This window comes from Actinomadura sp. NPDC048955, assembly GCF_040649435.1.
Lineage (GTDB): Bacteria > Actinomycetota > Actinomycetes > Streptosporangiales > Streptosporangiaceae > Spirillospora > Spirillospora luteofluorescens.
Window position 1 is genome coordinate 21,207 of the sequence record NZ_JBEZJI010000018.1, and the last position, 24,671, is coordinate 45,877.

27 protein-coding genes and 1 pseudogene are annotated in these 24,671 nt (G+C 72.0%); 17 read left to right on the forward strand and 11 right to left on the reverse strand.

Annotated features, from left to right (window positions below):
• Window positions 1-55: 55 nt before the first annotated feature.
• From AB0C84_RS19070 to AB0C84_RS19080, 3 genes are all read right to left on the reverse strand, one after another.
• On the reverse strand, window positions 56-4,450 hold the full coding sequence (locus tag AB0C84_RS19070; RefSeq protein ID WP_361067711.1) for a protein kinase: 4,395 nt from the start codon (window positions 4,448-4,450) through the stop codon (window positions 56-58).
• A 253-nt stretch (window positions 4,451-4,703) separates the two neighbouring features.
• A complete protein-coding gene (locus tag AB0C84_RS19075) occupies window positions 4,704-5,018 on the reverse strand; it encodes a hypothetical protein (RefSeq protein WP_361067715.1) in 315 nt (104 codons plus the stop codon).
• Window positions 4,991-5,548 (reverse strand): alpha/beta fold hydrolase, encoded by a 558-nt coding sequence (locus tag AB0C84_RS19080; RefSeq protein WP_361067718.1) that lies wholly within the window; start codon window positions 5,546-5,548, stop codon window positions 4,991-4,993. The genes AB0C84_RS19075 and AB0C84_RS19080 overlap by 28 nt, the downstream gene beginning before the upstream one ends.
• Window positions 5,549-5,781: 233 nt before the next feature.
• Between AB0C84_RS19080 and AB0C84_RS19085 the strand changes: the two genes are divergently transcribed.
• The 13 genes from AB0C84_RS19085 (at window position 5,782) to AB0C84_RS19145 (ending at window position 13,401) form a co-directional block, all read left to right on the forward strand.
• Entirely contained in the window at window positions 5,782-5,925 is a 144-nt protein-coding gene (locus tag AB0C84_RS19085) for a hypothetical protein (protein ID WP_361067721.1), read from the forward strand.
• A 2-nt stretch (window positions 5,926-5,927) separates the two neighbouring features.
• Complete coding sequence (locus AB0C84_RS19090; protein WP_361067724.1) at window positions 5,928-6,584, forward strand: GNAT family N-acetyltransferase; 657 nt, start codon at window positions 5,928-5,930, stop codon at window positions 6,582-6,584.
• 121 nt (window positions 6,585-6,705) lie between these two features.
• Window positions 6,706-7,071 carry a VOC family protein gene (locus AB0C84_RS19095; RefSeq protein WP_361067727.1) on the forward strand — a complete coding sequence of 122 codons (366 nt, stop codon included), beginning with the start codon at window positions 6,706-6,708 and terminating at the stop codon, window positions 7,069-7,071.
• A 15-nt stretch (window positions 7,072-7,086) separates the two neighbouring features.
• A complete protein-coding gene (locus tag AB0C84_RS19100; RefSeq protein WP_179843796.1) occupies window positions 7,087-7,356 on the forward strand; it encodes a DUF1905 domain-containing protein in 270 nt (89 codons plus the stop codon).
• A gap of 224 nt (window positions 7,357-7,580) precedes the next feature.
• Window positions 7,581-7,952, forward strand: coding sequence for a VOC family protein (locus AB0C84_RS19105; protein ID WP_179843797.1), 372 nt, complete (start codon window positions 7,581-7,583; stop codon window positions 7,950-7,952).
• A gap of 80 nt (window positions 7,953-8,032) precedes the next feature.
• The gene (locus tag AB0C84_RS19110; protein WP_361067732.1) at window positions 8,033-8,182 is read left to right on the forward strand and encodes a hypothetical protein; all 150 of its coding nucleotides are present in this window, start codon (window positions 8,033-8,035) and stop codon (window positions 8,180-8,182) included.
• Window positions 8,183-8,418: 236 nt separating this feature from the next.
• Window positions 8,419-8,667 carry a hypothetical protein gene (locus tag AB0C84_RS19115; protein WP_361067735.1) on the forward strand — a complete coding sequence of 83 codons (249 nt, stop codon included), beginning with the start codon at window positions 8,419-8,421 and terminating at the stop codon, window positions 8,665-8,667.
• Complete coding sequence (locus AB0C84_RS19120) at window positions 8,636-9,526, forward strand: sigma-70 family RNA polymerase sigma factor (RefSeq protein WP_361067739.1); 891 nt, start codon at window positions 8,636-8,638, stop codon at window positions 9,524-9,526. The genes AB0C84_RS19115 and AB0C84_RS19120 overlap by 32 nt, the downstream gene beginning before the upstream one ends.
• A 60-nt stretch (window positions 9,527-9,586) precedes the next feature.
• On the forward strand, window positions 9,587-10,096 hold the full coding sequence (locus AB0C84_RS19125; protein ID WP_361067742.1) for a GNAT family N-acetyltransferase: 510 nt from the start codon (window positions 9,587-9,589) through the stop codon (window positions 10,094-10,096).
• Window positions 10,097-10,138: 42 nt separating this feature from the next.
• Window positions 10,139-11,143: a metallophosphoesterase family protein gene (locus tag AB0C84_RS19130; RefSeq protein ID WP_361067745.1), complete on the forward strand. Its 1,005-nt coding sequence runs from the start codon at window positions 10,139-10,141 to the stop codon at window positions 11,141-11,143.
• Window positions 11,144-11,377: 234 nt separating this feature from the next.
• Window positions 11,378-12,466 (forward strand): ribosome small subunit-dependent GTPase A, encoded by a 1,089-nt coding sequence (rsgA, locus tag AB0C84_RS19135; protein ID WP_361067748.1) that lies wholly within the window; start codon window positions 11,378-11,380, stop codon window positions 12,464-12,466.
• 41 nt (window positions 12,467-12,507) lie between these two features.
• Window positions 12,508-13,017 carry an N-acetyltransferase gene (locus AB0C84_RS19140; RefSeq protein ID WP_361068010.1) on the forward strand — a complete coding sequence of 170 codons (510 nt, stop codon included), beginning with the start codon at window positions 12,508-12,510 and terminating at the stop codon, window positions 13,015-13,017.
• Between the two features lie 168 nt (window positions 13,018-13,185).
• Window positions 13,186-13,401 (forward strand): hypothetical protein, encoded by a 216-nt coding sequence (locus AB0C84_RS19145; RefSeq protein ID WP_338740463.1) that lies wholly within the window; start codon window positions 13,186-13,188, stop codon window positions 13,399-13,401.
• Between the two features lie 79 nt (window positions 13,402-13,480).
• On the opposite strand, the gene AB0C84_RS19150 is transcribed toward AB0C84_RS19145, so the two are convergent.
• Window positions 13,481-14,623, reverse strand: a complete 1,143-nt coding sequence (locus AB0C84_RS19150) for an acyl-CoA dehydrogenase family protein (protein WP_361067753.1) — start codon at window positions 14,621-14,623, stop codon at window positions 13,481-13,483.
• 94 nt (window positions 14,624-14,717) lie between these two features.
• On the opposite strand from AB0C84_RS19150, the gene AB0C84_RS19155 reads away from it, so the two are divergent.
• Complete coding sequence (locus AB0C84_RS19155; protein WP_338740459.1) at window positions 14,718-15,428, forward strand: MerR family transcriptional regulator; 711 nt, start codon at window positions 14,718-14,720, stop codon at window positions 15,426-15,428.
• 16 nt (window positions 15,429-15,444) lie between these two features.
• On the opposite strand, the pseudogene AB0C84_RS19160 reads toward AB0C84_RS19155, so the two are convergent.
• From AB0C84_RS19160 to fdxA, 7 genes and pseudogenes are all read right to left on the reverse strand, one after another.
• Window positions 15,445-16,980 (reverse strand): annotated as a pseudogene (locus AB0C84_RS19160) (polyamine aminopropyltransferase); the annotation flags it as partial.
• A 92-nt stretch (window positions 16,981-17,072) separates the two neighbouring features.
• Window positions 17,073-17,510 carry a DUF350 domain-containing protein gene (locus AB0C84_RS19165; protein ID WP_179843808.1) on the reverse strand — a complete coding sequence of 146 codons (438 nt, stop codon included), beginning with the start codon at window positions 17,508-17,510 and terminating at the stop codon, window positions 17,073-17,075.
• A 28-nt stretch (window positions 17,511-17,538) separates the two neighbouring features.
• Window positions 17,539-17,973 carry a DUF4247 domain-containing protein gene (locus AB0C84_RS19170; protein WP_179843809.1) on the reverse strand — a complete coding sequence of 145 codons (435 nt, stop codon included), beginning with the start codon at window positions 17,971-17,973 and terminating at the stop codon, window positions 17,539-17,541.
• Entirely contained in the window at window positions 17,970-18,476 is a 507-nt protein-coding gene (locus tag AB0C84_RS19175) for a DUF2617 family protein (RefSeq protein WP_361067758.1), read from the reverse strand. The genes AB0C84_RS19170 and AB0C84_RS19175 overlap by 4 nt, the downstream gene beginning before the upstream one ends.
• Window positions 18,477-18,478: 2 nt before the next feature.
• A complete protein-coding gene (locus AB0C84_RS19180; protein WP_179843811.1) occupies window positions 18,479-19,096 on the reverse strand; it encodes a DUF4178 domain-containing protein in 618 nt (205 codons plus the stop codon).
• Window positions 19,097-19,254: 158 nt separating this feature from the next.
• A complete protein-coding gene (dapC, locus tag AB0C84_RS19185; RefSeq protein WP_361068013.1) occupies window positions 19,255-20,340 on the reverse strand; it encodes a succinyldiaminopimelate transaminase in 1,086 nt (361 codons plus the stop codon).
• Window positions 20,341-20,457: 117 nt separating this feature from the next.
• A complete protein-coding gene (fdxA, locus tag AB0C84_RS19190; protein WP_131759039.1) occupies window positions 20,458-20,784 on the reverse strand; it encodes a ferredoxin in 327 nt (108 codons plus the stop codon).
• 112 nt (window positions 20,785-20,896) lie between these two features.
• Between fdxA and AB0C84_RS19195 the strand changes: the two genes are divergently transcribed.
• The 3 genes from AB0C84_RS19195 to AB0C84_RS19205 all read left to right on the forward strand — a co-directional run bounded on the left by AB0C84_RS19195 (window position 20,897) and on the right by AB0C84_RS19205 (window position 24,615).
• Entirely contained in the window at window positions 20,897-21,166 is a 270-nt protein-coding gene (locus AB0C84_RS19195) for a hypothetical protein (protein ID WP_179843812.1), read from the forward strand.
• 96 nt (window positions 21,167-21,262) lie between these two features.
• Window positions 21,263-22,102, forward strand: a complete 840-nt coding sequence (locus AB0C84_RS19200; protein WP_361067763.1) for an ABC transporter ATP-binding protein — start codon at window positions 21,263-21,265, stop codon at window positions 22,100-22,102.
• Window positions 22,099-24,615, forward strand: coding sequence for an FtsX-like permease family protein (locus AB0C84_RS19205; protein ID WP_361067767.1), 2,517 nt, complete (start codon window positions 22,099-22,101; stop codon window positions 24,613-24,615). The genes AB0C84_RS19200 and AB0C84_RS19205 overlap by 4 nt, the downstream gene beginning before the upstream one ends.
• The last annotated feature ends 56 nt before the right edge of the window (window positions 24,616-24,671 follow it).

Genomic DNA, 24,671 nt, shown 5'->3' on the forward strand with positions numbered 1-24,671 from the left:
AGCGTCCGCGGTCGGTGCCTGCGTTCATCGCGCCCTCGCCTATGCACTCCGTACATCACGGCAAGTCGGGCACGACAGGTATGTCCTGCCGCGTAGGCGTGGCCGATTCATGGGGCCCTAGATTCTGGACCATCGCCGTGATGATCTCGCGGATCACCTGCTGGTTCCATCTGATCTCGTCGAGGGCACCGATGAGGCGCGCGGCCTCGCCGGGGTCACGTCCCGCCACTTCCTTGACGACATCCGCCCTCGCCTGCTCGCGGAGGTAGCGATCGCTGATGCCGAGGGCTATGCGCTCGGCTTCGGCGACGTCATGTCGCGCCGCCGCCACAGCAATCGCCATCAGCGCCGACTGACGCTGGGCGGGGGCGTCGATCGAGCGGGCGATGCGCTCGGCAGCAGCAGGGTCGCGCCCCGCCGCCACCTCGGCGATCCCCTTCAGCGCGGCATCCAGTGCCCATTGGGCGTCGAGGCCGTCACCGCCGGTGGAACGGGCGATGCGTTCTGCCGCGGCCACATCCTGTTCGGCGATCACCACGGCGATGCGCATCCGCGCGTCTTCCCGTTTCGCAGCATTGGTGACGGAGTCGGCGATACGTTCCGCGGCGGCCGGATCATGCTTGGCCATCGCGACGGCGACCCTCACCAGTGCCTGATCCCGGCGGTAGGGGGATCGGTCGGCGTGAGCGATCTGCTCGGCCTCGTCCAGGAGCATTCGTGCTCGTTGTGCATCATCGTTGTATGCCGTTTGGGCGATCTCCACCAACGGGATGGCCCTTTGCCCGGGATCGGCGATAAGGCGCGCGATGCGCTCAGCCTCGGCCGCGTCCTGCCCGGCCACCGCTGGAACCGCCTTCTCAAGCGCTCTCTGTTGGCTGTGGCCACTGGCGAGGGAGCCGGCGATGCGCTCAGCCTGCGCCGGATCCGCCTTGATCACCGCCACCGCCACGTCCACCAGTGCCTCTTCGCGGTCATGGACGGGAAGGGAGCGGGCGATGCGTGCCGCCGCAGCCATGTCGTAGCCGGCGATCCCCCGTACGACCTCCAACAGTGCGCGCCGCTGCTCGAAGCGGGCGGCGGGACGGATGAGAGTGGCGATACGTTCGGCCTCGTCTGGATCGTGCCTGGCCATCGCGACGGCGATGACGCCCAGTTCGCCCGCCGCACGGTTGGCCGGGAGCGACCCGTTCCAGAGCCTGGAGAGGAACGTGCGGGGCCTGACCATCTCTGCCGCCGCGGCCAGAAGCTCCCGGGCCCATTGCGGGTCGTCGTCGGCCACCGCGGCGGCGACCTCGCGCAGGACGCCGCTGCGGCCGGAGACCTTGCGGAGCAAGGCGGCGTAGTCGGGATGGGCCAGAAGCTTCCTGGCCCATGGCGGATCGTGCTTGACGATCATGGGGAGCAGCAGGAAACGGTCATCGAGACGGGCGGATTCGGACCGGGTGGTTCGCTCGGCCTCGACCAGGAGCCCCGTGGCCCACCGCGGGTCGCGCCCGGCCCCGGCCAGCGCGATGTCGCCCAACGTCAGCGCGAGGAGCCGGGGCTCGCGGAGATACGAACGCGCGTTGCGTTCGGCCACGTCCAAGGCGTCTTGATCGGCGGAGGGCCCCGCCCCCTCCGGCTGGTCGCCGACCCTCGAAGGGGGAGGGACCGGAGAGCCGACCGCAGGCGGGAGCGTGGGGACGGGGCGAGGGGGCGTGGTGGGGTAGCAGGGAAGGGCGCGTTCGTGGACGTTCTTGACAAGCGTGCCGGCGACACCGATGAGGACGAGGGCCGCCAGTTCCGCCGTGGCTCCTCCCAGGAGCACCCAGTTGGGATGGCCGGTGACCGCCTGCCACACGTAGAGGAAGGCGGTCAGTACGAAGAGGGCGGGGGTCGCGAGGTACGCCGCGACGGTGGCCGCGCCGAGACCGGGTGTCTCGCGCAGGTTGAGTCTCCAGGTGGCCCAGCCGGTGATGGCGATGATGCCGAGCAACAGGATGAGGGGCTCCCATGGCGAGGGCCACCGGTACCAGGCCAGTACGGCGGCCGTCACCAGCCACGGGACCGCCGCTACGCCGGCGCCGAGCAGACTGCTCTTCGGACCGTTGGCAGCGGCATAGAGGCGCTTTCGGTCGGTCGAGGTCAGCGCGGCGGTCCCGTCCATGACGGCCGGGTGCGTGGCGATCCGCCGGCCGTTCCGTCGTTGCGCCTCGGGCTCGCGGATGCCGGCCGCGACCTCGACGGCGGCGCCGAAGACGCCGAGATCGATCAGGTCACCGATGATCGGCTCCACGAGCGAGACGGTGTCGGCGACGCCGCGGACGGCCTCCGCCGCATCGCGGAGCAGCTTCTCGGCGGCCGCCGGATCGTGTTCGCAGAGCCGCCGGGCGACCGTGCGGGTCTGCTTGATCATCTCCCTCCGGTCGCTGACCAGGCCGGGGCGGGACCGTCGGTGGGCCAGCGCGTCCCGGCAGGCGGCGGCTGCCTGCCAGAGTGCGGTGCGAACATGCTCGGGACTGTGGGTCGAGGCCGAGTCGGCGACCGCCAGCAGCGTCCCCACCTGCTCCGTGAAGTCGTTGATCGCGCGCGCGAACCGGACGGCGGAGCGGTGGTCGCCGAGCCCGGCCAGGTCGTCGCTGATCTCCGCCAGGAGATGGTGCACGTCGGCGGGCGAGTCCTGCAGAGGCCGGATCGCCTCGGCGGCGTCGCAGAGCAGCTCGGCAGCGGCGGCCCGGTCGTAGGCGCGCAACTGAGCCACGACCGTGCGTGCGCCCTCGACCAGCGTTTTCAGCCGGGGCGCCGGTTCGTCCCGCGACAGAGCCGCGAACCCGTCCCGGCACGAGGCCGCCGCTTGCAGGAGCAGAGCGCGGGCCTGGGCGGGATCGCCGGTCGCAGCGGTCCCCGCGAGCAGGATCAGTGTGTGCAGCCGGGGGGCGAAGTCGGCGATGCCCTGCGCGATGCGCAGGCCCTCGGCCGGGTCGCGGCGGGCCACCACGCACGCCACCTCCGCCAGGGCGCCACCGCCGTCGTCGAGGGAACGGGCCAGCCGCTCGGCGGCGCGGGTGTCCTGCTCGGCGATGACCCGGGCGACCGCGACCAGTGCGGCCGTTCGCGGATCGTCGCGCTCGCGCGGTTCGATGGCGTTGGCGATGCGCTGGGCCTCGGCGGGAGAATGCCGGGCCAGGATCACGGCCACCTCGGCGCGGAGCCAGTCGCGTTCGTGGACGGAGGTGGCCTCGGGTTCCAGCTCCGTCAGCAGTTGGCGGCCGCGGCGCGGACTCTGGCGGATCAGCACCAGCGCGATCCGGGCGCGGGCACCGAAATACTCCTGCCGGTCGGTCAGTTCCTCGGCGAACTCGCGGGCGACCGCCGGAGCGCGGCGCGCCATCTCGGCACTCGCCTGGTAGAGCGCGGACCGCCTTCGCTCACGCTGTCCCGCCCCCGCCTCGGCCGACTCCTCCGGGCCGGGTTGCAGCAGGTCCAGCAGCAGCCGGATGGCCCGGCTCGGATCCCGTTCGGCCAGCCGCGGCGCCAGGTCGACCATGGCCGCCAGCCGCTGCTCGACGCCGGGCGTGCCGCGGACCAGACGCTCGGCGTTGATCAGCAGTGGGTCGGGGTCGGTGGAACCGCTGCCGAGAACCCGTAACCGATGTGCGACCACCGTGGCGTTGGAAGGCCGCGCGGCCGGATCCTTGGCCAGCAGTGACCGCACGTAGTGGTCGACTTCAGGGGGAACCTCGGGCCGCAGGTCACTGATGCTCGGCGGCGGCGCGGTCAGATGGCCGGCGGCGATCGCCCGGTAGTCGCCGAGGTACACCGTTCGCCCTGTCAGCAGATGGAACAGCGTCGCGCCCAGCGCGTACAGGTCCGAGCACTCCTTGACGGGCTCGCCTCTGAGCTGTTCCGGCGGCATGTACGCCGGTGTGCCGAGGACGTTCCCGGTGCGGGTCAGCGCGTTGGAGGCCTCGGCGATCCGCGCGATACCAAAGTCGCAGATCTTCACGATGCCGCCGTCCACCAGCATCAGGTTCTCCGGCTTGATGTCACGGTGGATCACCCCCGCCTCGTGCGCCACCGCCAGCCCCGACGCCACCTGGGCGCCGTACTCCAGCGCCTGCGCGACCGGCAGCCCGCGCGGGAACCGCGCCAGCTCCTTGCGCAGGTCGCGCCCGTAGAGCAGTTCCATCACCAGGTAAGGCTGCTCCACGTCTTCGATGACGTGGTGGACGGCCACGATGTTCGGATGCGTGAGCTGGCCCGCCGCCTTGCCTTCGCGGAAGAACCGGTGCAGCGCCTCCTGCCGGACCGCCTCCCGTTTCAGCATGTCGGGACGGATGGTCTTCACCGCGATCGGCCGGCCCTTGATCCGGTCGACCCCCCGCCACACCTCCCCCATCGCGCCGCCGCCCAGCTTCTCCAGCAGCTGGAACCGGCCCCCCAACGTCACACCGGTCTCCAACGCGGCCATGTTCTCCGCTCCCCACCGCCACGAGTCACTCAACGCAGTAGGACGGCCCCGCACCACGCTGGGTTGCACAGCCCGCCCCTCCCCCCGACCAATTCACCACCCACCCCCGACCACAAAGCAACCCCCTGCAAAGCAACCCCCGCCCCCTCCCCGCACAGGCACAAAAGACAGGCCAAACACCACACGGGCCCACAGACGGCCACCCAGAACGCCCACCGCCCTCTCCGCGCTGGCGTAAGGGGCAGGTCGAGCATCACGCGCGGGCTTGGAGGCGGGCTTCGAGGCGGCGGAGGACGCCGCCGCCCAGGGGCAGCTTGCGGAGGATCGGATCGGCCAGGCGCATGCCGGGGAGGCGGAGCGCCCCGACGAGGGCGACGCGGGTGCCGTCGCCTTCGGGTGCGGCGGCCATCCCTCCGTGCAGGAACCTGCTCTGCATCCAGCACCATCCCGGACGGAGGACGACATCGAACCGGGCGCGTTGCCCCAACCGGCCGACGGCGATCGCTTCCAGGTGCTCGCCGTCGGCATGGGCGATGCGCATTAGATCGAGCAGTTCCTGCATGGCCATGCTGTCGCCACGCTGAGCCCCCGGACCAGCACGGCGACGTGCTCAGGATCGGCCCTCACCCAGCCCCCTCCCCCTGGCCGAGTGCGCGCCCCGTTGGAGCCCTCACCCAACCCCCCTCCCACCTGGTGGCGCGCTGGTGGCCAGGGGTGCACGATGTTGAGGGCGAGGAACCGGGTGAACCGGTCGGGCGCGTCCAGACACGCCCGGAAACCGGCCCAGGCACCCCACTCGTGCCCGATCAGGCCGACCCGATCGAGCCCGAGGGCGTCCATGAGCGCGAGCACGTCGGCGGCCCGGTCGCGGGTGCCGTAGCCGCGGTAGGGCGCGTCCGACCAGCCCGCCCCGCGCAGGTCGGGCATCACCAGGCGGTACCGGTCGGCGAGCAGGGGAACCAGGTGCCGCCATGCGTACCAGTGCTGCGGGAAGCCGTGCACGAACATCAGCGGCGGCCCTTCCCCCGCTCCGGCGACGTGGAAGCGGATCCCCCGCGCCTCCACGAACCGGTGCTCGACACCGTCCACCCAAGGCATTCGCCGAGGTGATCCCATGTACGCCTCCCCCTGTGGAACCGGCCTGTCATAGGTAGGGAGGCGTCCGGAGCGCCGAACGTCCCACACGACTTCCGTCGATCTTGTTTGGAGTATCGCCGGTGCCTCGGGAGGGCCGCCCGCACACGCTCCGACGTTGCCAGCCGATCACGACACCCGCCTGCGGCACACGACGCTCCGGAATGGGGCATCCCGCTGGGAGCGTTGTAGTTGCAATGACTACGGTGGAGGAGCGGCCGACCGCGGACCGCGTCGGCACGCTGAAGAAGGCGGCGTCGCTGGCCGGCGGCCGGGCGGGCGTCGTCGAGGCGTCGCCCCAGCCCCGGACGCACGAGCACGTCCCGAAGGCCGCCATCTGATCATGATCAAGGTGCGCCCCTATAGGGAATCCGACCGCGCGGAGCTGCGCAGGCTGTTCCGGCGAGCGGGTGAAGCGTCCCCGAGCGCCGGCCTGTGGGGCCACGAGGATTCCGAAGCGGCCATCTACCTGGACCCGTACATGGACCTGGCACCGGACTCGCTCTTCGTCGCCGTGCTCGACGGAGCCCTGGTCGGCTATCTGACGGGGTGCCTCGACAGTGCGAAGTTCCCGAGTGAGAGCGAGCGCGTCGGCCGGGCCATCCGGAAGTACCGTCTGGCCTTCCAGCCCAGGAATGCCCCCTTTTTCGCGCGTGCAGCCTTCGACGCGGCGTCGGTCGCGCTGCGGCGGGAGCCCACCGCGCGGGCGTTGCGCGACGCCCACCGGCCCGCGCATCTGCACATCAACCTGGCACCGGAGGCGCGGGGCACGGGTGCCGCCGACGCGCTGATGGATCGCTGGTTCGACCGGCTCAAGGAGACCGGCTCACCCGGCTGTCACTTGCAGACCCTGGTCGAGAACACGCGTGCCGTGCGTTTCTTCCAGCGCATGGGTTTCGTCGAGCACGGCCCGACCCCCGTCGTTCCCGGCTTCCGGTACGGCGGCAGGCGGATGCATCAGCAGACGATGATCTGGCCCCCTCGACCGGACGGGCCCTGAGCCCCCGCTCCGGTCGCCACCTCGCCTTTCCCGGCTGGACGCACCTCCGCGTGGCACCCGCGATGAGTTTCCCGCCCCGCCCTGGTCTTACTTGGTGACCCAGAGAGAGCGGAGGCATGAGATGAGCGAGACCACCCGGATCACGCAGCTCGCCACGGTCGGGATCCGCGTCACCGACCAGCGGAAGGCGACCGAGTTCTACGTCGATGAGCTCGGCTTCGAACTACGTCGGGACGTGCCGTTCGGGCCCGGTCGCTGGATCGAGGTGGCACCGCCCGGGGCGACAACGACGATCGCGCTCGTACCCGCAGAGATCCCGGCTGGTATCCGCCTGACGACCACGGACGCCGACGCCGACCACGCGGCCCTGCGCGCACGAGGCGTCGACGCCGATGCGGAGGTCATGCGGATGGGGCCGGGAGTGCCACCGATGTTCTCCCTCCGCGACCCGGACGGCAACACCCTCATTCTCATCCAGGACTCCTGAAAGGCGATGTCGGTGATGGACGAGCAGTTCACTGCGCATTTGCAGAAGAGCCCGAGCAAGGGCGGCTGGACCTACGTCGTGTGGCCCGGGTCGGCCGAGTACTTCGGCACCCGTGGACGGGTGAGGGTCCGGGGCACGATCGATGATCATCCGTTCCAGAGTTCGTTCATGGCCCTGGGGGACGGCACCCACAAACTTCCGGTGAAGGCGGACGTGCGCAAGGCGATCGGCAAGCAGGAAGGAGACACCGTGACCGTCCGTCTGCAGGAGTGGTCGAAACCCTAGCCAATGGGCATTACGGCTGGTAGATGGTACGCGGCCCTGGGCATCAGTGAGCCCAGGACGCTCCGCAGAATGTCGTTCACGTCGCCAGCAGCGGCGCCACCTCGGCTCGGAGGTCGAGGCCCCGCATCAACCGTTCCCGCGGTGGCGGCGAAAGCTCACGTGCCCTCGGCGATGGGCGGACCCCCTCCGCCACCGCACCGAAGGGGGCGGGATATAACGACAGCATGGACTTCAAATTGGAGCTGGTCGCGGTGCCCGTTTCGGACGTGGACCGCGCGCTGGCCTTCTATACCGACAAGGCCGGGTTCGTCCTGGACCATGACCACCGGGTGAGCGACGAGATCCGGTTCGTTCAGCTGACGCCGCCGGGGTCGGCGTGCTCGATCGCCTTCGGCGAGGGGGTCGTCGAGACGGCGCCCGGCTCCCTCCAGGGCCTGCAACTGGTGGTCTCGGACGCCGACGCCGCCCGAGCGGAGCTTGCCGGACGCGGGGTCGAGGTCAGTGAGGTGCAGGAGTTCCCCTGGGGCCGTTTCGTCTTCTTCCAGGACCCGGACGGCAACGGCTGGAGCGTCCAGCAGCTCGTGTCGCGAGGCTAGAGCCACTGAGCCCGGGCATGCGCCGGCGAATGCCTTGGACGGCGAAATCCTCAGGCGCCAGGCCTCCATGCCGGCCTTTAATGGACCGCCGGACGCCTCTGACGCCCGGGACGCTCTTCCCGAACGCGCAGATCGCCCTCGCCCACCTGGCCCGGACCCTCGCGGGTTACGGCATCGAGGTCGAGGTCATTCCGATCCCGCGCGAGGCCGCTCCCTCGGTGGCGACCTGACCGCCCCGATCGTGTCCGTCGCCGACCGCAACGCGCTGGGGCCTCACACCACGATGTGAGGCCCCAACTCCCGGGGCGGGGGTGTGGCGCACATCACAGGCGGGCGCGTCATGTTCGCGAATCCCTTCCCGTCTGGTGTCCCGAGCGGGCCTTACGGGCCACGTCAGCGGGAAGGGGGAAGCGCGGTGGCGGGACGATGCCGCTGGACGATCGCGGTGGGGTTCGGAAGTTCCCTGATGACAGAGCAGTGGACGGCCGCGATCGGGCTCATCATGCTGGGTGGAGGACTCCTCGCGATGCTCGCGCTGCTGGTCGGCGTGGCCGTCCTGGGACGTCCGGCTCACAGCGGGCGGGCTCTGCACATCATCGACCGGTTCGCCGCCGCCGCGTCCGGCCGGGAGGACGTGACGGCATGCCGCGGTCCTCACTCGCCGTGGGAGGAGGGAGACCGCCTTGAGTCGGGAGAGGACGCCGGATCCTCCTGACGACGCGGCGCTGATCTCCCGCGCCCGCACCGGTGACGTGTCCGCCTACGCGACGCTTTACGAGTGCCACGTGGACGCGGCGCGCCGTCTGGCCCGGACCCTGATCAAAGGGGACGCCGCCGAGGACGCCGTCCAGGAGACCTTCACCAAGGTCCTCGACCTGCTGCGCCGAGGCGACGGGCCGCGGGAGGGGTTCAGGCCATACCTGCTCACAGCGCTCCGGCACACCGTCTACGACCGCTTCCGGGCCGAGAAGCGACTCCAGTCGACCAGCGAGATCGAGAAGTACGACACCGGCGTCCCGTTCGCCGATCCGCTGCCGGAAGGGGCGACCGCCGTCCGGGCCTTCCGGTCGCTGCCCGAGCGCTGGCGGGTCGTGCTGTGGCATACCGAGATCGAGCGCGCCAAACCCGCCGAGGTGGCGTCACTGCTCGGGCTCACCCCCAACGGCGCCGCCGCACTGGCCTACCGCGCCCGTGAGGGACTCCGCCGGGCATACCTGCAAGCGCATCTCGACGAGATGCAGGCGACACGGCGTGAGGAGTGCCGCGAGGCGTTGCGGAGTATGGGCGCGTACGTGCGCGGCGGACTGTCCGGGCGAGAGTCGCTCGCACTCGACCGGCACCTCAAGAGCTGCCCGGACTGCCGGACGGTCCTCGACGAGGCGCGCGACGTCAACGCCACGTTGCGGGACGTCCTGGGCCCGCTGGTGTTCGGGACCGGGACGGCAACGGGGGGCCTCGGCGCCGGCGGGACGCTCACCTGGCTCGGTCACAGGACGAGAAGGCTGCTGTGGGTCGCGGCACCGTTGGGGGCCCTCGCGACCGCCGCGGGCGTCGTCCTCGCCTGGCTGGGCTGACCGGTCACCGGAACCGCCGGGCGGGTGCGGGCGCCCTGACGTCCGGCGGATACTTCGATCATGGTTGTGCTGGAGACGGAGCGGCTCGTCTTGCGGCCGCTGACGGGTGAGGATTTCGACGACTACGCTGCGATGCTGGCCGACCCGCAGGTCGCGGGAGGGCTGGCGGAGAGCGTCGGCACCTCTCCTGCTGATGCTTGGCGAAGCCTCGCCTTGTTCATCGGGCACAGGGAGATCCGTGGTTACTCCCACTGGGCGCTGGTGGAGAAGGCCACCGGCCGGTTCGTGGGACGCGCCGGCCCCTGGCAGCCGCACGGGTTTCCAGGGCTGGGGGTCGGCTGGTGCCTGGCACGCGAGCACTGGGGAAAGGGTTACGCCACAGAGGCGGCCCGCGCTTCTCTGGACTACTGCCTAACGGAGCTGGGCGCAGAGGAAGTTATCTCCGTCATCCTGCCGGGCAACTCCCCCTCGATAGCCGTCGCTGAGCGAATCGGGCACCGCCACCTGCGTGATATCCAGTACCGCGGCCAGACCGTCCACCTCTACGGCCAGCATCTGAGTTCGAAGTAATCGCTTTGCAGGTGAAATGCGCGCTCGCCTAGGCTCCGGCGGGTGGGACGCACCGTCATCGTGGGCGACATTCACGGCTGCTTCGACGAGCTGATCGATCTGCTGGAGAAGGTGGAACTCCAGCCGCACGACCTCCTGGTCAGCGTGGGCGATCTCGTCGACCGGGGCCCGGCGCCCGGGAAGGTCGTCGAGTTCTTCCGCGAGCGTCCGAACTCGGTCGTGGTCATGGGCAACCACGAGCGCAAGCACGTGCGCGGAATCTTCTCCTACGCGCAGGAGATCACGCGCCTGCAAATGGGCGACGAGTACGCCGAGACGGTCGAGTGGATGCGGACGCTTCCGTACTTCTTCGAGAGCGAGGACGTCCGGGTCGTGCATGCGGCGCTGGTCCCCGGTGTCCCGCCCGCCGGCCAGCGGGAGGAGATCCTCTGCGGCACGACCAGCGGCGAACGGGAACTCGCCGCGCTGTTCCCGGACGGCCACTGGCACGACCGCTACACCGACGACAAGCCGGTCGTGTTCGGCCACCACGTCACCGGACGGGAGCCTCTGATCCGCGACGGAAAGGTCTTCGGGCTCGACACCGGCGCCTGCCACGGATGGAACCTCACCGCGCTGTGCGTTCCGGGGTTCACGGTCCACTCGGTAGCGGCACGCGCTGATCACTGGTCGGCCGTCAAGCGCGAATGGCAGTTGCCAGTTCTGAAGGGCAAGCCGTGGAGTGACTTCACGTGGTCGGAGCTCAGCGAGAAGGCCGCCCGGTTCTCTGGCACGTCCGATGCGGCATCACAGGAATGGCTCCGAGCCGTCGAGGAGTGGGCCGCCGGGCTGCGGGCTCTGGTTCCCGTTCTGGTCGATGCGGCGCATCGGGCCTCCGCGGAGCTCACTCCGGACGAGATGCGACGGCATCCGGCTGCACCGATGCTGTTCCAGGCCCGTGGCGGACGGCTCGACCAGACCGCATTGGCCGGGCGGTGCACCACGCCGGGCAGGACGCTGGAAGTGGCGGCCGCCTTGGGAGTCATCGCCCCCGGCCCGCCCGACTGAAGCGTCGCTGCGTGGTAGCGTTGCGATCGCATAGACGACGTGTCGGCTACGGACTGAATGGGAGGTGAGGTTGATGAGCGCCGCGAAGGCCGCTGCCGTGTGCAGCGCCCGCCGGACCATCCTCACGTCCCGGGCCCTGGTCTGACCTGACGTTCACGACCCCCTCAAAGCCCTAGCGGCTTTCGGGCGGTTGCGCTCCGCGCCGATCGGGGCCCTTGTTCAAGGGTCTTCACGTTGTCTCATCCTTTCTCCACCCAGCCGCGCCCTCTGACGCGCTACGGCTGGGACGATGCGTACGAGCACGCCTTCACACCCCATCTCGCCGCCGGGCTGATCCCGGCCCGGATCGTGCGGGCCGAACGCGGCCTGTGCGAGGCCGTCACTGACGCGGGGATCGTCCGTGCGGAGGTCCCCGCCGCCCGGCAGGGCGACCCGCTCGCGGCGCCGTGCACCGGTGACTGGGCTACGCTACGTCCCGCGACCGCCGACCATGCCGCGATGCTGCACGAGGTTCTGGAGCGGCGCACCGCCCTGGTGCGTTCCAGCGCCTCGCGCACCTCACACGGGCAGGTCCTGGCCGCGAACGTCGACACGGTCGTGGTGACCGTGTCGCTGGCGTCCCCCCTCAAACACGACCGCACCGAGCGGATGCTCGCCCTGGGCTGGGAGAGCGGCGCGCAGCCGGTCGTGGTGCTCACCAAGGCCGACGCAAGCGCCGACGCGGCCTCGGCCCAGGCCGAGGTGTCAGAGGTGGCGCCCGGCGTGGACGTGCTGGTCACCAGCGCCGTGACCGGGGAGGGCCTGGACGTTCTCACCGCCGTCCTGTCCGGCACGGTCGTGCTGCTCGGCCCCTCTGGGGCGGGTAAGTCCACTCTGGGCAACGCCCTGCTGGGCGAGTCTCTCCTAGCGACCGGCGCCGTACGCGCCACGGACGGCAAGGGCCGGCACACCACCGCGTGGAGGGAACTGCTGCCGCTGCCCGGCGGCGGCGTCCTGCTGGACACCCCGGGTCTGCGGTCGATCGGCCTGCACGACGCCCAGAGCGGGCTGGAACAGACCTTCGCTGATATCGAGCAACTGGCCCAGGACTGCCGGTTCGCCGACTGCGCTCACGTGAGCGAACCGGGCTGCGCGGTCCTGGCCGCCGTCGAGGCCGGGACGGTGCCGGAGCGGCGGCTGGAGAGCTATCACCGGCTCCTGCGAGAGAACGCCTACGCCGCCTCGCGCACCGACGCGCGGCTGCGAGCCGACCGCGAGGCCGTCAAGAAGGACATCACGCGCCACCTGCGCGCCACCTACCGCTTCAGGGAGCGTCAGCAGTGACCCCCACCGACGCCTCCCCCACCACCGAGAACAGGACCACCATGCCCATCTGGACCGCTCACTCCGAGACCGCCGAAGACGTGGCCGCCATCCGCGAGATCGTCCTGGCCGCCTTCCCCACCGCTGAAGAGGCGGGCATCGTCGACGCCCTGCGCGCGGACGCGGAAGCGTGGATCGACGGCCTGTCCGTCCTCAGCACGACCCCCGACGGCACCCCGGCCGGGTATGCGTTGCTGACTCGCTGCCACGTCGACGGCGAGCCCGCGCTCACCCTGGGACCGTGCGCCGTTCTGCCGTCGTTCCAGCGGACGGGCGCCGGCTCTGCCGCCATCCGCGCCGGCCTGGACGCCGCGCGAGCCAGGGGCGAGAACCTCGTCCTGGTCCTCGGCCACGCCGACTACTACCCACGGTTCGGCTTCGTCCCGGCCTCCCGCTTCGGCATCCGCGCGCCCTTCGATGTGCCGGACGAGGCCATGATGGCCATGGCCCTGGACGACACCCGCCCGGTCCCGACCGGCACCATCCAGTACCCCGCCGCCTTCGGAGTCTGACCACACCGGTGGTGCCCTAAGGTCTCCTCGGGGCACCACCGCCCTGGATCGCCTGGCCTCGTTCCTGACCGTGATCGGGCAGGTCAGGTTGCCATCTGCCGGTTCTCATTCACGGTGAGCCTCAGAGGCACGGGTAGCACGTGCCACTTCCTGAGGGGACAACAACCCATGGCAGATACGAACAAGGCGGCTGTCGAGGCGGCCGCCGAGGCGGACGCGCAGCACGGAAGGCTGCAGGCCGCGGCCGCCGAGTACGTGAAGAACCCGACGCCGGAGAACGAAGCGGCGGCCTTGCGGGCCGCTCGCGAGTCGGCGCCGGCCCAGACGAGGGCCAACCGCGCCAACGCCGACGCAGTCGGCGATGGCGAGGTCTACGGAACCTGATCGCCATCGGCGATCCCGCCAGTCGCCGGTCCCCACGCCGCTGGGCGTGGGGACCGGCACCTCTGGGACGTGCGGCGGGTCAGACGCCGAGGCCGCGGCCGATGATCTCTTTCATGATCTCGGTGGTGCCGCCGAAGATGGTCTGGATGCGGACGTCCTGGTAGGCCTTGGCGATCGGGTACTCGGTCATGTAGCCGTAGCCGCCGTACAGCTGGACGCAGCGGTCCACGACGCGCTTGAGCAGCTCGGTGTTCCACCACTTGAGCATCGCGGCCTCGTCGGGGGTCAGTTCCCCCCTGCTCTCCTTGACGATGCACTCGTCGGTGAAGGCGCGCGTGACGGTCAGCTCGGTCTTCATCTCGGCGAGCGTGAACCGGTTGTGCTGGAACTTGCCGATGGGACGGCCGAACGCCTCGCGGGTCTTGCAGTACTCCAGGGTCTGCTCGAAGGCGCTCTCGGCGGCGGCCTGCGCGGTGGCGCCGATGGACAGCCGCTCGCGGGCGAGGTTCTGCATGAGGTAGATGAAGCCCATGCCCTCCTCGCCGAGGAGGTTCTCCTTCGGGACGCGGACGTTGTCGAAGAACAGCTCGGCGGTGTCCTGGGCGTGCATGCCGACCTTGTCGAGGTTGCGGCCGCGCTCGAAGCCCTCCATGCCGCGCTCGACGGCGAGGAGGCTGACGCCCTTGGCCCCGGCGGACGGGTCGGTCTTGGCGACGACGATGACCAGGTCGGCGAGGATGCCGTTGGAGATGAACGTCTTCGACCCGTTGAGGACGTAGTGGTCGCCGTCCTTCAGCGCCGTGGTCTTGATGCCCTGGAGGTCGGACCCGGCGGCGGGCTCGGTCATCGCGATCGCGGTGACGATCTCGCCGGAGCAGTAGCCGGGGAACCAGCGCCGCTGCTGCTCGGGGTTGCACAGCTGCCGCAGGTACCCGCCGTTGATGTCGTTGTGGACGGCGAAGCCGGGGCCGTGCACGCCGGCCTTCGCCAGCTCCTCGTTGAGGATCACGTAGTAGCGGTAGTCGGGGTCGCCGCCGCCGCCGAACTCCTCCGGCATGTCGATGCCGAGCAGGCCCGCGCGGCCCGCCGCCAGCCAGACCTCGCGCGAGACGATCCCGTCCTTCTCCCACTGCTCGTGGTGGGGCGCGACCTCCTTGGCGATGAAGGAGCGCACCATGTCGCGGAAGGCCTCGTGCTCCTCGGTGTAGATGTCGCGTCCCATCCGCCGGTCTCCCTACGTAGTGCGTGGGCCTGAGTAAGTGCGTGCTGATACACGATTAATGTAACACTGGTGCTGTCACATACCGGGAGGCGGCATGGAACTGACCGTCGACGAGCTGGCCTCGCGCGCCGGGGTCACCGTCCGCACCGTGCGGTTCTACGCCGGGCGGGGCCTGCTGCCTCCGCCGAGGCTGCGCGGCCGGACGGGCCTCTACGGCGCCGACCACCTCGCGCGGCTCGAACTCGTCCGGGAGCTCCAGGCGCTCGGGCTCACGCTCGCCTCGATCGAGAAGCACCTCCAGCGGATCCCGCTGGACGCGCCGGCCGAGGACCTCGCCCTCCAGCGCGCCCTGCTGTCCCCCTGGGCGCCGGAGCGCTCCGAGGACCTCGACCGGCACGAGCTGGACCGGCGGGCCGGACGCCACCTGGACGACGAGACGATCGGACGGCTGGAGGCCCTCGGCGTCGTCGAGCGGATCTCCGACGACCCGGCGGGCGAGGTGCGGGTCGTCAGTCCCGCGCTGCTCGGCGTCAGCGCCGAGCTGGCGGCGCTCCCGCTGCCGCTGGACACGCTGGTCGCCTCGTACGAGGCCGTGGACCGGCACACGACCGCGCTGGCCGCCGAGCTCCAGCAGGTCTTCCAGGACACCGTCGTCCGCCCCTACCGGGCGGGCGGGCGCGCCCCGCAGGAGCGCGAGCGGCTGATGGAGATGGCCGGGAAGCTCAAGCCGCTGATGATCCAGTCGCTGGTCACCTCGTTCCAGCGGGCCGTCGACAAGGCACTCCGCCGATCGGTCCCCGACTAGCCCGGTCGGCCGCCGACTAGGAGTTCTTCCACTCCTGGCCCTCGTACTCGACCAGGCGCGGGTGGACGAGGGTGTTGACGTCGACGTCGCGGTTCCGGCGGTCCTTGGGGAAGACCGCCGCCGCCTGGAGCACCGGCCCGTCGAGGAAGCGCAGGTCCGGGACGTCGCGCGGCAGCGCCAGCGCGGGCGGCCGCTTCCCGGGGGACGCCAGGACGAATCCCCAGTCGCCGAAGCTCGGCACGTCCACGTGGTAGGGGGTGGTGGCGAGACCGGCGGCGGCGATGGACTTCTGGATGCTCCAGAACGACTTGGGCGCGAAGTAGGGCGACCCGGACTGCACGACCATCCGGCCGCCCGGCGCCAGCGCCCGCTTCACCATCCCGTAGAACTCGACCGAGTACAGCTTGGCGGTGGACACGTCGTCGGGGTCGGGCATGTCCACGATGACCGCGTCGAACTGCCGGTCCAGGCCGCGCAGCCAGGAGAACGCGTCGGCGTTGACGACCTGGGAGCGCGGGTCCTCGAACGAGCGGCGGTTCAGGGATTCCAGCGGCCCGTACGTCCGGGCCAGGTGGATCATCTCGGGGTCCAGTTCGACCAGCGTCGCGCTCTGGACGTCCCGGTAGCGCAGCACCTCGCGCAGCGCCAGGCCGTCCCCGCCGCCGAGGATCAGCACCCGCCCGTGCGGCCCCGACATCAGCGGGTGGACGAGCGACTCGTGGTACCGGTACTCGTCCACCGAGGAGAACTGGAGGTCGCCGTTGAGGAAGAGCCGCAGGTCCGAGGGGCCGAGCCCGGCCTGCCGCGTAATGACGATCTCCTGGTACCTCGTCCTCTTCGCCACTGCGATCGGGGCGTCGTACAGGGCCTGCCGCGCCGACACCTCGAAGCCGTCGGCGAGCGCGTACGTCCCGCCGAGGACGGCGAGGACGGCGACCATGCCGAGGGCGAGCCCGATCCGGGCGGCGCGGCCGACCTCGCGGCGGAACAGCCACATCACGACCGCCATGCCGGCGACGGCGTTCACGACTCCGACGAGGAGCGCGCCCTTGATGTGACCGAACGCGGGCAGGAGCAGGAACGGGAAGGCCAGCCCGCCGATCAGCGCGCCCACGTAGTCGGCCGCGAACAGGTCGGCCACCGCCGACCCGGCGTCCTGCTTGCGGATCCGCTGGAGCAGCGTCATCAGCAGCGGGATCTCCGCGCCGATCAGCGCCCCCACCGCGAACGCCACCACCACCAGCGCCGGGACGTACAGGTCGAGCCACGCGAACGCCGCGTACAGCACGAGGACCGACACGCCGCCGATCAGGGCGAGCGCGCCCTCCACGACCGCGAACGCGACCACGGCGCGGCCCTGCAGCGGCTTGGCGGCCAGCGAGCCGACGCCCATCGCGAACACCATCACCGACAGGACGATCGACGCCTGCGTGACGGAGTTCCCGACGAGGTAGCTGCCGAGCGCGACCAGGGCCAGCTCGTACACCAGGCCGCACGCCGCGCACGCGAACACGGCCGCGAGGATCAGGGCGCGCGCCGCCCGCGCCGGGACGCGCGGACTCCCCGGGCCGTCCCGCTCGGGACGGGGCGGCTCCGGGGAGGGACCGCCGGTCGGCCGGGCGGCCTGGTCCAGGTCGCGGGACGTCAGGAGACCGCCCCGGCCACGATCGCGGCCACGCCGAGGTCGGCGGCGGCGACGACCCAGCCCGCCGGGTGGATCGCGCCGCCCGTGCCGCCCGCGTCGACGAGGGTGGCGCCGAGCTTGCCGGGCGTGAGCACGTCCAGCAGGAAGAACGCGACGATCATCAGCACGATGCCGATCCCGCCGAACACGGCGGTGTCGACCAGGCCGTCGGTGAGGTCGTTGTCGCTGGTCACGATCGCGGTGGTGACGATCGCGGCGATGCCGAGGAGCTTGGCGGCCAGCAGGAGCGCGGCGCCCCGGTTGCCCTCGGTCCAGATCTGCTTGCCGAGCTTGCCGGGCGTCGTCACCTCCACGACCAGGTAGCCGAGCGCCATCAGGGCGATGCCGACCGCGCCGTAGGCGAAGGTCGCCCCGATCTCGTTAAGGACGTCGTTCATCTGTCGCTCCTCAGTTGCCCCGGCCGCGTCATTTGCCCGAGCCGGGTCCGCCGCCGCGGAACGACGCGGCGCCGCTCCTGGTCCATCCGTTGCTGCCCGGGCTGCTCCAGCGCCCGCTCACGTGCGAGTAGTGGCGGCTGTAGCCGCCGCGCGGGTTGTCGACCGTGATGCGGCTGCCCGTCCCGTTCGGCAGGACGCCGACGACGAGCTTCGGGTAGCGCATGAAGATGCCGCCGTTGGCGCCCATGGTCGCCATGTCGTCCACCCGGTCGATGGGCCGGAACTTGCGGCCGATCTCCGAGGCGACCGTCTGGGGGGCCTTCGGCGACCGGTAGGTGTCGTATCCGACCTTGGTGTACTTGTCGGCGATCCAGGACGACTGCGATTTTCCGCAGCCGCCGAGCGCCGTGGCGGTCAGGACGGCGGCGGCAGCCGCGCCCGCCACCCGGTATCTGCTGTTCATGAGGGTCTCACCAGCCGGCTCCGCGTCATCACGATCTCCCGGGTCTGCGGGTAGGCGTGCCAGGTGCGCCATCCGAGCGCGTCCTCCCGGCCCGCCGCGTCTTCCAGGGCAAGGACGGTGACGGCGTGCGGGGAACCGGGGAACACCCCGGTCAGCGCGTCACCGCGGTCCGCCAGCCGCGCGCACACGGCCTCGACGGCGCGGGCGAACGCCGTCGCGTCGCTGTGCGCCGCGGTCGTCGCGGCGAAGTCGTACGCCCAGCCGGGCACGCTCGTCGTCGCGCGGCCCGGCAGCGGTTCGGCGCGTCCGGGCAGGCACGCCACCGTCTCGCTCAGCGGCCCGGCGATGACCTGGTGGGACGCGCCGAGCAGGCGCAGCTCCACGGTCAGGCCCGCGCGCTCCACCGGCAGGACGGCGAGGGCGTCCATCGGCGGCAGGCCGAGCGCGAACGACAGCCCGTCGGCGCGGGCGTCCGAGTAGGGGGTGTCGAGGGTGGCCTGCAAGGTCAGCTACCGCCCGGGTAGATCGTCATCGATCCGGTCGGGACGCGCTCCCCGAGGCCCGCCTCCCACTGCCCGCCGCCGTACTGCTCGAACGACAGGTACCTGCCGCCCGGCCCCTCGTAGTCGACGTACTCGACGCGGCCCTGCACGCCGACGCCCGTCGTGCCCTCGCTGGTGTAGTCGGCGGTGCCGTGCTCGTCGCGCCGGTACTCGACGCCGTCCACGACGATGCTCTTGTCCCCGGGCCGCAGGTCGCCGATCTCGTGCTCGGTCCACCAGACGACCTCGAGGTCGGGGTCCTCCTCGACGGAGATCCACACCTTGGTGCCCTCGATCGTGTCGGCGTCCAGGAGGTGCTCGCTCCAGGTGAAGCCGCCCTCCTTCAGCCGCAGCGAGCCGCGGACGAAGTAGCGGGTGCCGAGGTACTCCACCATGTCGCCGGCCTTGAGCGCGCGGGGGTCGCCGGCCACCTGGTCCTCCGCGGCGAACGGGTCGCGCGGGACGGCCGGGGCGGGCGCGGGCGCCGGAGCCCCGGACCGGCGCCGCAGGAGGACGACGATGAGCACGACCAAGGCGATCAGGATCAGTGCCAGCAGGATCACTATCGCCGCTTTGCCCACGGCACCTCCATCGTTTCGTCCGTTATAGGGGGACAGACCTGCGGATCCTACCGACTGTGGCCTGTCAAGCCCATACCGCGATCAGACGTATCAAAGGATGATGCGGTTTCGTCCGAAAACGTCGGATTTCAACTGGCCGCGGGGGTGCGGCCGCGCGCTCAGAGGCGGGTCGCGGCGGCGGCGACGCGGGCGTCGGTGGCGGTGAAGGCGATGCGGACGTGCCGGGCGCCGCCCGCGCCGTAGAACTCGCCGGGGCCGACCAGGACGCCGAGGGACGCCAGGTGGGCGACGGTGTCCCAGCAGGGCTCGTCCCGCGTGGCCCACAGGTACAGGGACGCCTCGGAGTGCTCGATGCGGAAGCCGTGCCTCTCGAACGCCTCGCGCAGCACCGCGCGGCGCCGCGCGTACCGGGCCCGCTGCTCGTCCACGTGGGCGTCGTCGCCGTAGGCCACGGTCATCGCGGCCTGCACCGGCGCCGGGACGATCATCCCGGCGTGCTTGCGCACCTCCAGCAGCCGCTTCACCAGCGCGAGGTCGCCGGTGACGAACCCGGCGCGGTAGCCCGCCATGTTGGACCGCTTGGACAGCGAGTTCAGCGCGAGCAGCCCCTCGTGGGAGCCCTCGCAGACGTCCGGGTGCAGGATCGAGATCGGCGGGTTCCCCTCGTCCCAGCCGAACTCCAGGTAGCACTCGTCGCTCACGACGACCGCGCCGCGGCCGCGCGCCCACGCCACGACCTTGCGCAGGTGCTCGGCGGGCAGCACCTTGCCCGTCGGGTTGGACGGCGAGTTCACCCACACGATCTTCGGGGCGACCGGGCCGAGGGTCAGCGTGCCGTCGGTCGCGACGGGGTCGGCCCCGGCGAGCCGGGCCCCCACGTCGTAGGTGGGGTAGGCCAGCGCGGGGAAGACGACCTTGTCGCCGGGCCCGGCGCCGAGCAGCGTCGGCAGCCAGGCGACGAGCTCCTTGGTGCCGATGACGGGGAGCACCGCGTCAGGGTCGGCGCCCGTCACGCCGGCGCGGCGCCGCAGCCATCCCGCGACCGCCTCGCGCAGCTCCGGCGTCCCGTAGGTCTGCGGGTAGCCGGGCGCGTCGGACGCGGCCGCGAGGGCCCGTCTGATCGGCTCGGGCGTCGGATCCACGGGCGTCCCGACCGAAAGGTCGACGATGCCGTCCGCGTGCGCCAGCGCCCGCTCCTTGTACGGCGCGAGCCGATCCCACGGAAAGTCCGGCAGCGTGAACAACGCCCATACCTCCTTGGAGAAACCCGCCGGGCCGCGGTCGTCCCCGACCACGGCCCGGTTCCCGGCGCAGGCGGGCCCGAGGAGGCGCCCCGAAGGAGCGCTCCAGACCCGCCGAGATCAGTCGTCCTGGCTCTGCGGAGGCAGCGCGGCGACGATCGGGTGATCCTTGTCGATCTTCCCGACCTTGGACGCGCCGCCGGGCGAGCCGAGGTCGTCGAAGAACTCCACGTTCACCTTGTAGAAGTCCTTCCACTGCTCGGGGACGTCGTCCTCGTAGTAGATGGCTTCAACCGGGCAAACCGGCTCGCACGCACCGCAGTCGACGCACTCGTCCGGGTGGATGTAGAGCTGACGCTTCCCTTCGTAGATGCAGTCGACCGGGCACTCCTCGATGCATGCCTTGTCGAGCAGGTCCACGCAGGGCTGCGCAATGACGTAGGTCACGTCAGTGACTCCTCTCGGATTTCCGGCCCCGCCGCACGTCACGGCTCACCGCAAGCTCGCTGTGAATAGTATGGCCACCCCGCGCCCGTCGATTCGACATGGGGGTCCCTACATGTCCGGCCGCTTCGCCGCACGCCTGGTGGTGGCCATCAGTGGCGCGGACGTGGGCCAGCGGATCTCGCTGCGCCGCCGTCTGCCTACGGGAGAGTACAGCGACGTCGTGGGCGTACTCGAATCATGGTCCGCCGGGACGCTCGCGGTGCGCCGCCGCACCGGTGAACTCGTCGAGGTGCCGGAGGCGACCATGGTCGCGGCGAAGGTCGTTCCGCCGCAGCCGCCGCCCCGGCGCCGTCCCCGCCGGGAGGAACCCGAGGACGGCTAGCGTCCGCCGCGGGCGGTCCGTCCACCGATCGGTGGACGGAGGGTTCAACCGGTCGAGGCTGTCGGCGGCCACGAGCCCGCGACCAGCATTGACGGCATGACGGAAGTTGCTGAACGGGCGAGCGGGACTCCCGCGACGGGGGCGGACGAGGTCGTGCGGCTGGAGGCCGTGCGCAAGGTGTACGGCGGTTCCAGGCGCGGCGTGGCGGCCCTTGACGGGGTGACGCTCCGGTTGGACCGGGGGTCGTTCACCGCGGTGATGGGCCCGTCCGGGTCGGGCAAGAGCACGCTCCTGCACTGCGCGGCGGGGCTGGAGCGGCCGACGTCGGGAACGGTGCACCTGGCCGGGGCCGACCTGGCCTCGCTGGGCGAACGGGCGCTGACCCGGTTGCGGCGCGAGCGGATCGGGTTCGTGTTCCAGTCGTTCAACCTGCTGCCCGAACTGACGGTGGTGGATAACGTCACGTTGCCGCTGCGGCTGGCGGGCCGCAGACCCGGCCGGGGCGCGGCGGAGGAGGCGCTGGAGCGCGTCGGGCTGGGCGACCGGCACCGGCACCGCCCCGCGGAGCTCTCGGGCGGGCAGCAGCAGCGGGTGGCGATCGCCCGGGCGCTGATCACCCGGCCCGCGGTGATCTTCGGGGACGAGCCGACCGGCGCGCTGGACACCGGGAACGCCCGGGCGGTCCTGGAGCTGCTGCGCGAGGTCGTCCACGAGGCGGGGCGGACGGTGGTGATGGTGACCCACGATCCGGTGGCCGCCGCGTACGCCGACCGGGTGGTGTTCCTGTCCGACGGCCGGATCGCGGGCGCGCTGAACCGGCCGACGCCCGAGCGGGTCGCCGAGTGGATGACCCGGCTGCGGAGCGAGCCCGCGGCGGGCGCCGAGGACGCCGCGCCGGGCGCGCGGGGGACCGGGACCGTGCGGGAGCTGTGGTGATCGGGATCGCGCTGCGCACGCTGCGCTTCCACAGGGGCGGGCTCGCCGCCTCGTTCGTCGGGATGTTCCTGGGCGCGGCGATCGTGATCGGCTGCGGCGGCCTGCTGGAGTCGGGGATCCACCGGGCGGCGCCGCCGCAGCGGCTCGGCGCCGCGCCGATCGTGGTCAGCGGCGACCAGCGCTACCACGGCACGGCCGGTGACGAGGTGTTCTCCGAGCGGGTGCCCGTGGACGCGGGGCTCGCGGGCGAGCTGGCCTCGGTGCCGGGCGTGGCCGGCGTGGCGGCGGACGTGTCGTTCCCGGTCACGCTGACGCGCGGCGGCCGCCGGCTGGCCGGGCACGGCTGGTCGTCGGCCCGGCTCGCCCCGTACACGCTGGTGAAGGGCACGGCGCCGTCCGGACAGGGCGGGATCGTGCTGCCCGACCGGCTCGGGGTGCGGGTCGGCGAGACGGTCGAGGCGCTGGTGCGCGGCGGCGTCGAGAGGTACCGGGTGTCCGGGCTCGTCGGCGGCGCCGGAGACGGCGCCTTCCTCGCGGACGCCGAGGCGCTGCGGGCCGCCGGCCGTCCCGGGAAGGTCGACTCGATCGGCCTGTTCACCGCGCCCGGAGCCGACGCCGCGAAGGTGGCGCGGGACGTCGAGAGGGCGGTGGCCGGCCGCCAGGTCTCGGTGCTGACCGGCGATGAGCGGGGGCTGGCCGAGAACCCGGACGTGATGTCCGAGGGCGAGGACCTCATCCCGCTGGCCGCGGCGTTCGGCGGCCTGTCGGCCATGGTGACGGTGTTCGTGGTGGCCGCCACGCTGGGGCTGTCGATCCGGCGGCGGCGGCCGCAGACGGCGCTGCTGCGGGCGGTCGGCGCCACTCCCGGCCAGATCCGCCGCCTGATCGTCGGCGAGACGATGCTGATGGCGGTGGCCGCCACCGGCCTGGCCTGCCTGCCCGGCCCGCACGTCGGGCGGTGGCTGCTGGCGGCGTTCGCCGAGGCCGGGGTGGTCCCGGACACGCTGGCCTACCGCGCCGGAGTCGTCCCGGTCATCGCCGGCACCTGCACCGCGCTGCTCACCGCGCTCGGCGCGGCCTTCGTCGCCGCCCACGCCGCGGCCCGTACCCGGCCGGTCGAGGCGCTCGCCGACGCGTCCCGGGAGACGCACCGATTCAGCCGGTTCCGCATCGTCCTCGGGCTGGCGTTCCTCGGCGGCGGCGCCGCGCTCGCGTGGGGCACCGCCAAGTCGGACGGACCCGACGCGGCCGGAGTCGCCACCCCCGCCGCGATGGTGTGGACGGCCGGGTTCGCGCTGCTGGGCCCCGTGCTCGCCACGGCCGTCACGGCGGCGCTGCGCCGCCCGCTGCGCGCCGCCACCGGCTGCGCCGGGTTCCTGGCCACCGAGAACGCCCGGGCCCGCACCTCGCGGCTGACGGGCGCGGTGCTGCCGGTCATGCTGGCCGCCGGCCTGGCGCTCGCGCTGACCTACATGCAGACCACCCAGACCGAGGGCGCGCGGGAGGTGTTCCGGGACGGCCTCCGCGCCGACCTGGCGGTCACCTCGCGGGCCGGGGGCCTGCCGCTGGACGCGGTCGACCGGATCGCGCGGCGTCCCGGCGTCGCGGCAGCCTCGGCCCAGGTGACCAGCACCGGCTACATCGAGCCCGCCGAACTGGCCGGGCCGCCGGCCGGCGACGGCGACGCGGGCGAGGGAGCCCCGAAGCCGCCGGCGATGGCGCTGCTGGGGGTCACCGCCTCGGGCGTGACCGGGACGACGGCGTTCCGCGCCACCAGCGGCAGCCTCGACGCGCTCGACGGCGCGTCCGTCGCCCTGCCGGAGCGCTTCGCCGCCCCCTACCGGATCGGCGACACGGTCCCGATGCGGCTGGGCGACGGCGGCCGGGCCGCCCTCAGGCTGGTCGCCACCGTCCGCACGCGGCCCGGCTACGAGACCGCGCTGCTGCCCGCCGCCACCCTCCTGCCGCACACCGGCACGGGGCTCGTCCCGCAGATCATGGTGGCCGTCCGTCCGGGCACCGACCCCGCTCGGCTCGCGGGCACGCTCGCCCGGGGAGAGCCCGGCCTGCGGGTGGCCGACCGGGCGGCGCTGTCCGCGCTGCGCGCCGATCAGGACCGGACGCAGGCGTGGATGTCCTGGCTGGTGCTGGCCGTCGTCGTCGGCTACGCCGCGATCGCGCTGGTCAACGCGCAGATCCTGGCCGTCGGCGAGCGGCGCCGCCAGTTCCGGCTGCTGCGCCTGGTGGGCGCGGCCCGGCGGCAGGTCCTGCGGATGATGGCGGTGGAGGCCGTCCTGGTGACCGCGGCGGGGCTCGCCGCGGGCACGCTGGTCGCCGCGGCGACTCTGGTCCCGCTCAGCCTGAGCGTCCTGGACGCGCCCGTCCCGCACGGCTCCCCGTGGATCCTCGGCACGGTGATCGCCGCCGCGCTCGCCCTGACCCTGGCCGCCACGCTCCTGCCCACCCTGGCCCTGCTGCGCGGCCGTCCAGGCGCCACCGGCGACCGCTTCTAACCGGGGTTCCGAAGTCCCGGCCCACTTCTCAACAGCCCCTGGCCCTCCGGCGGTGC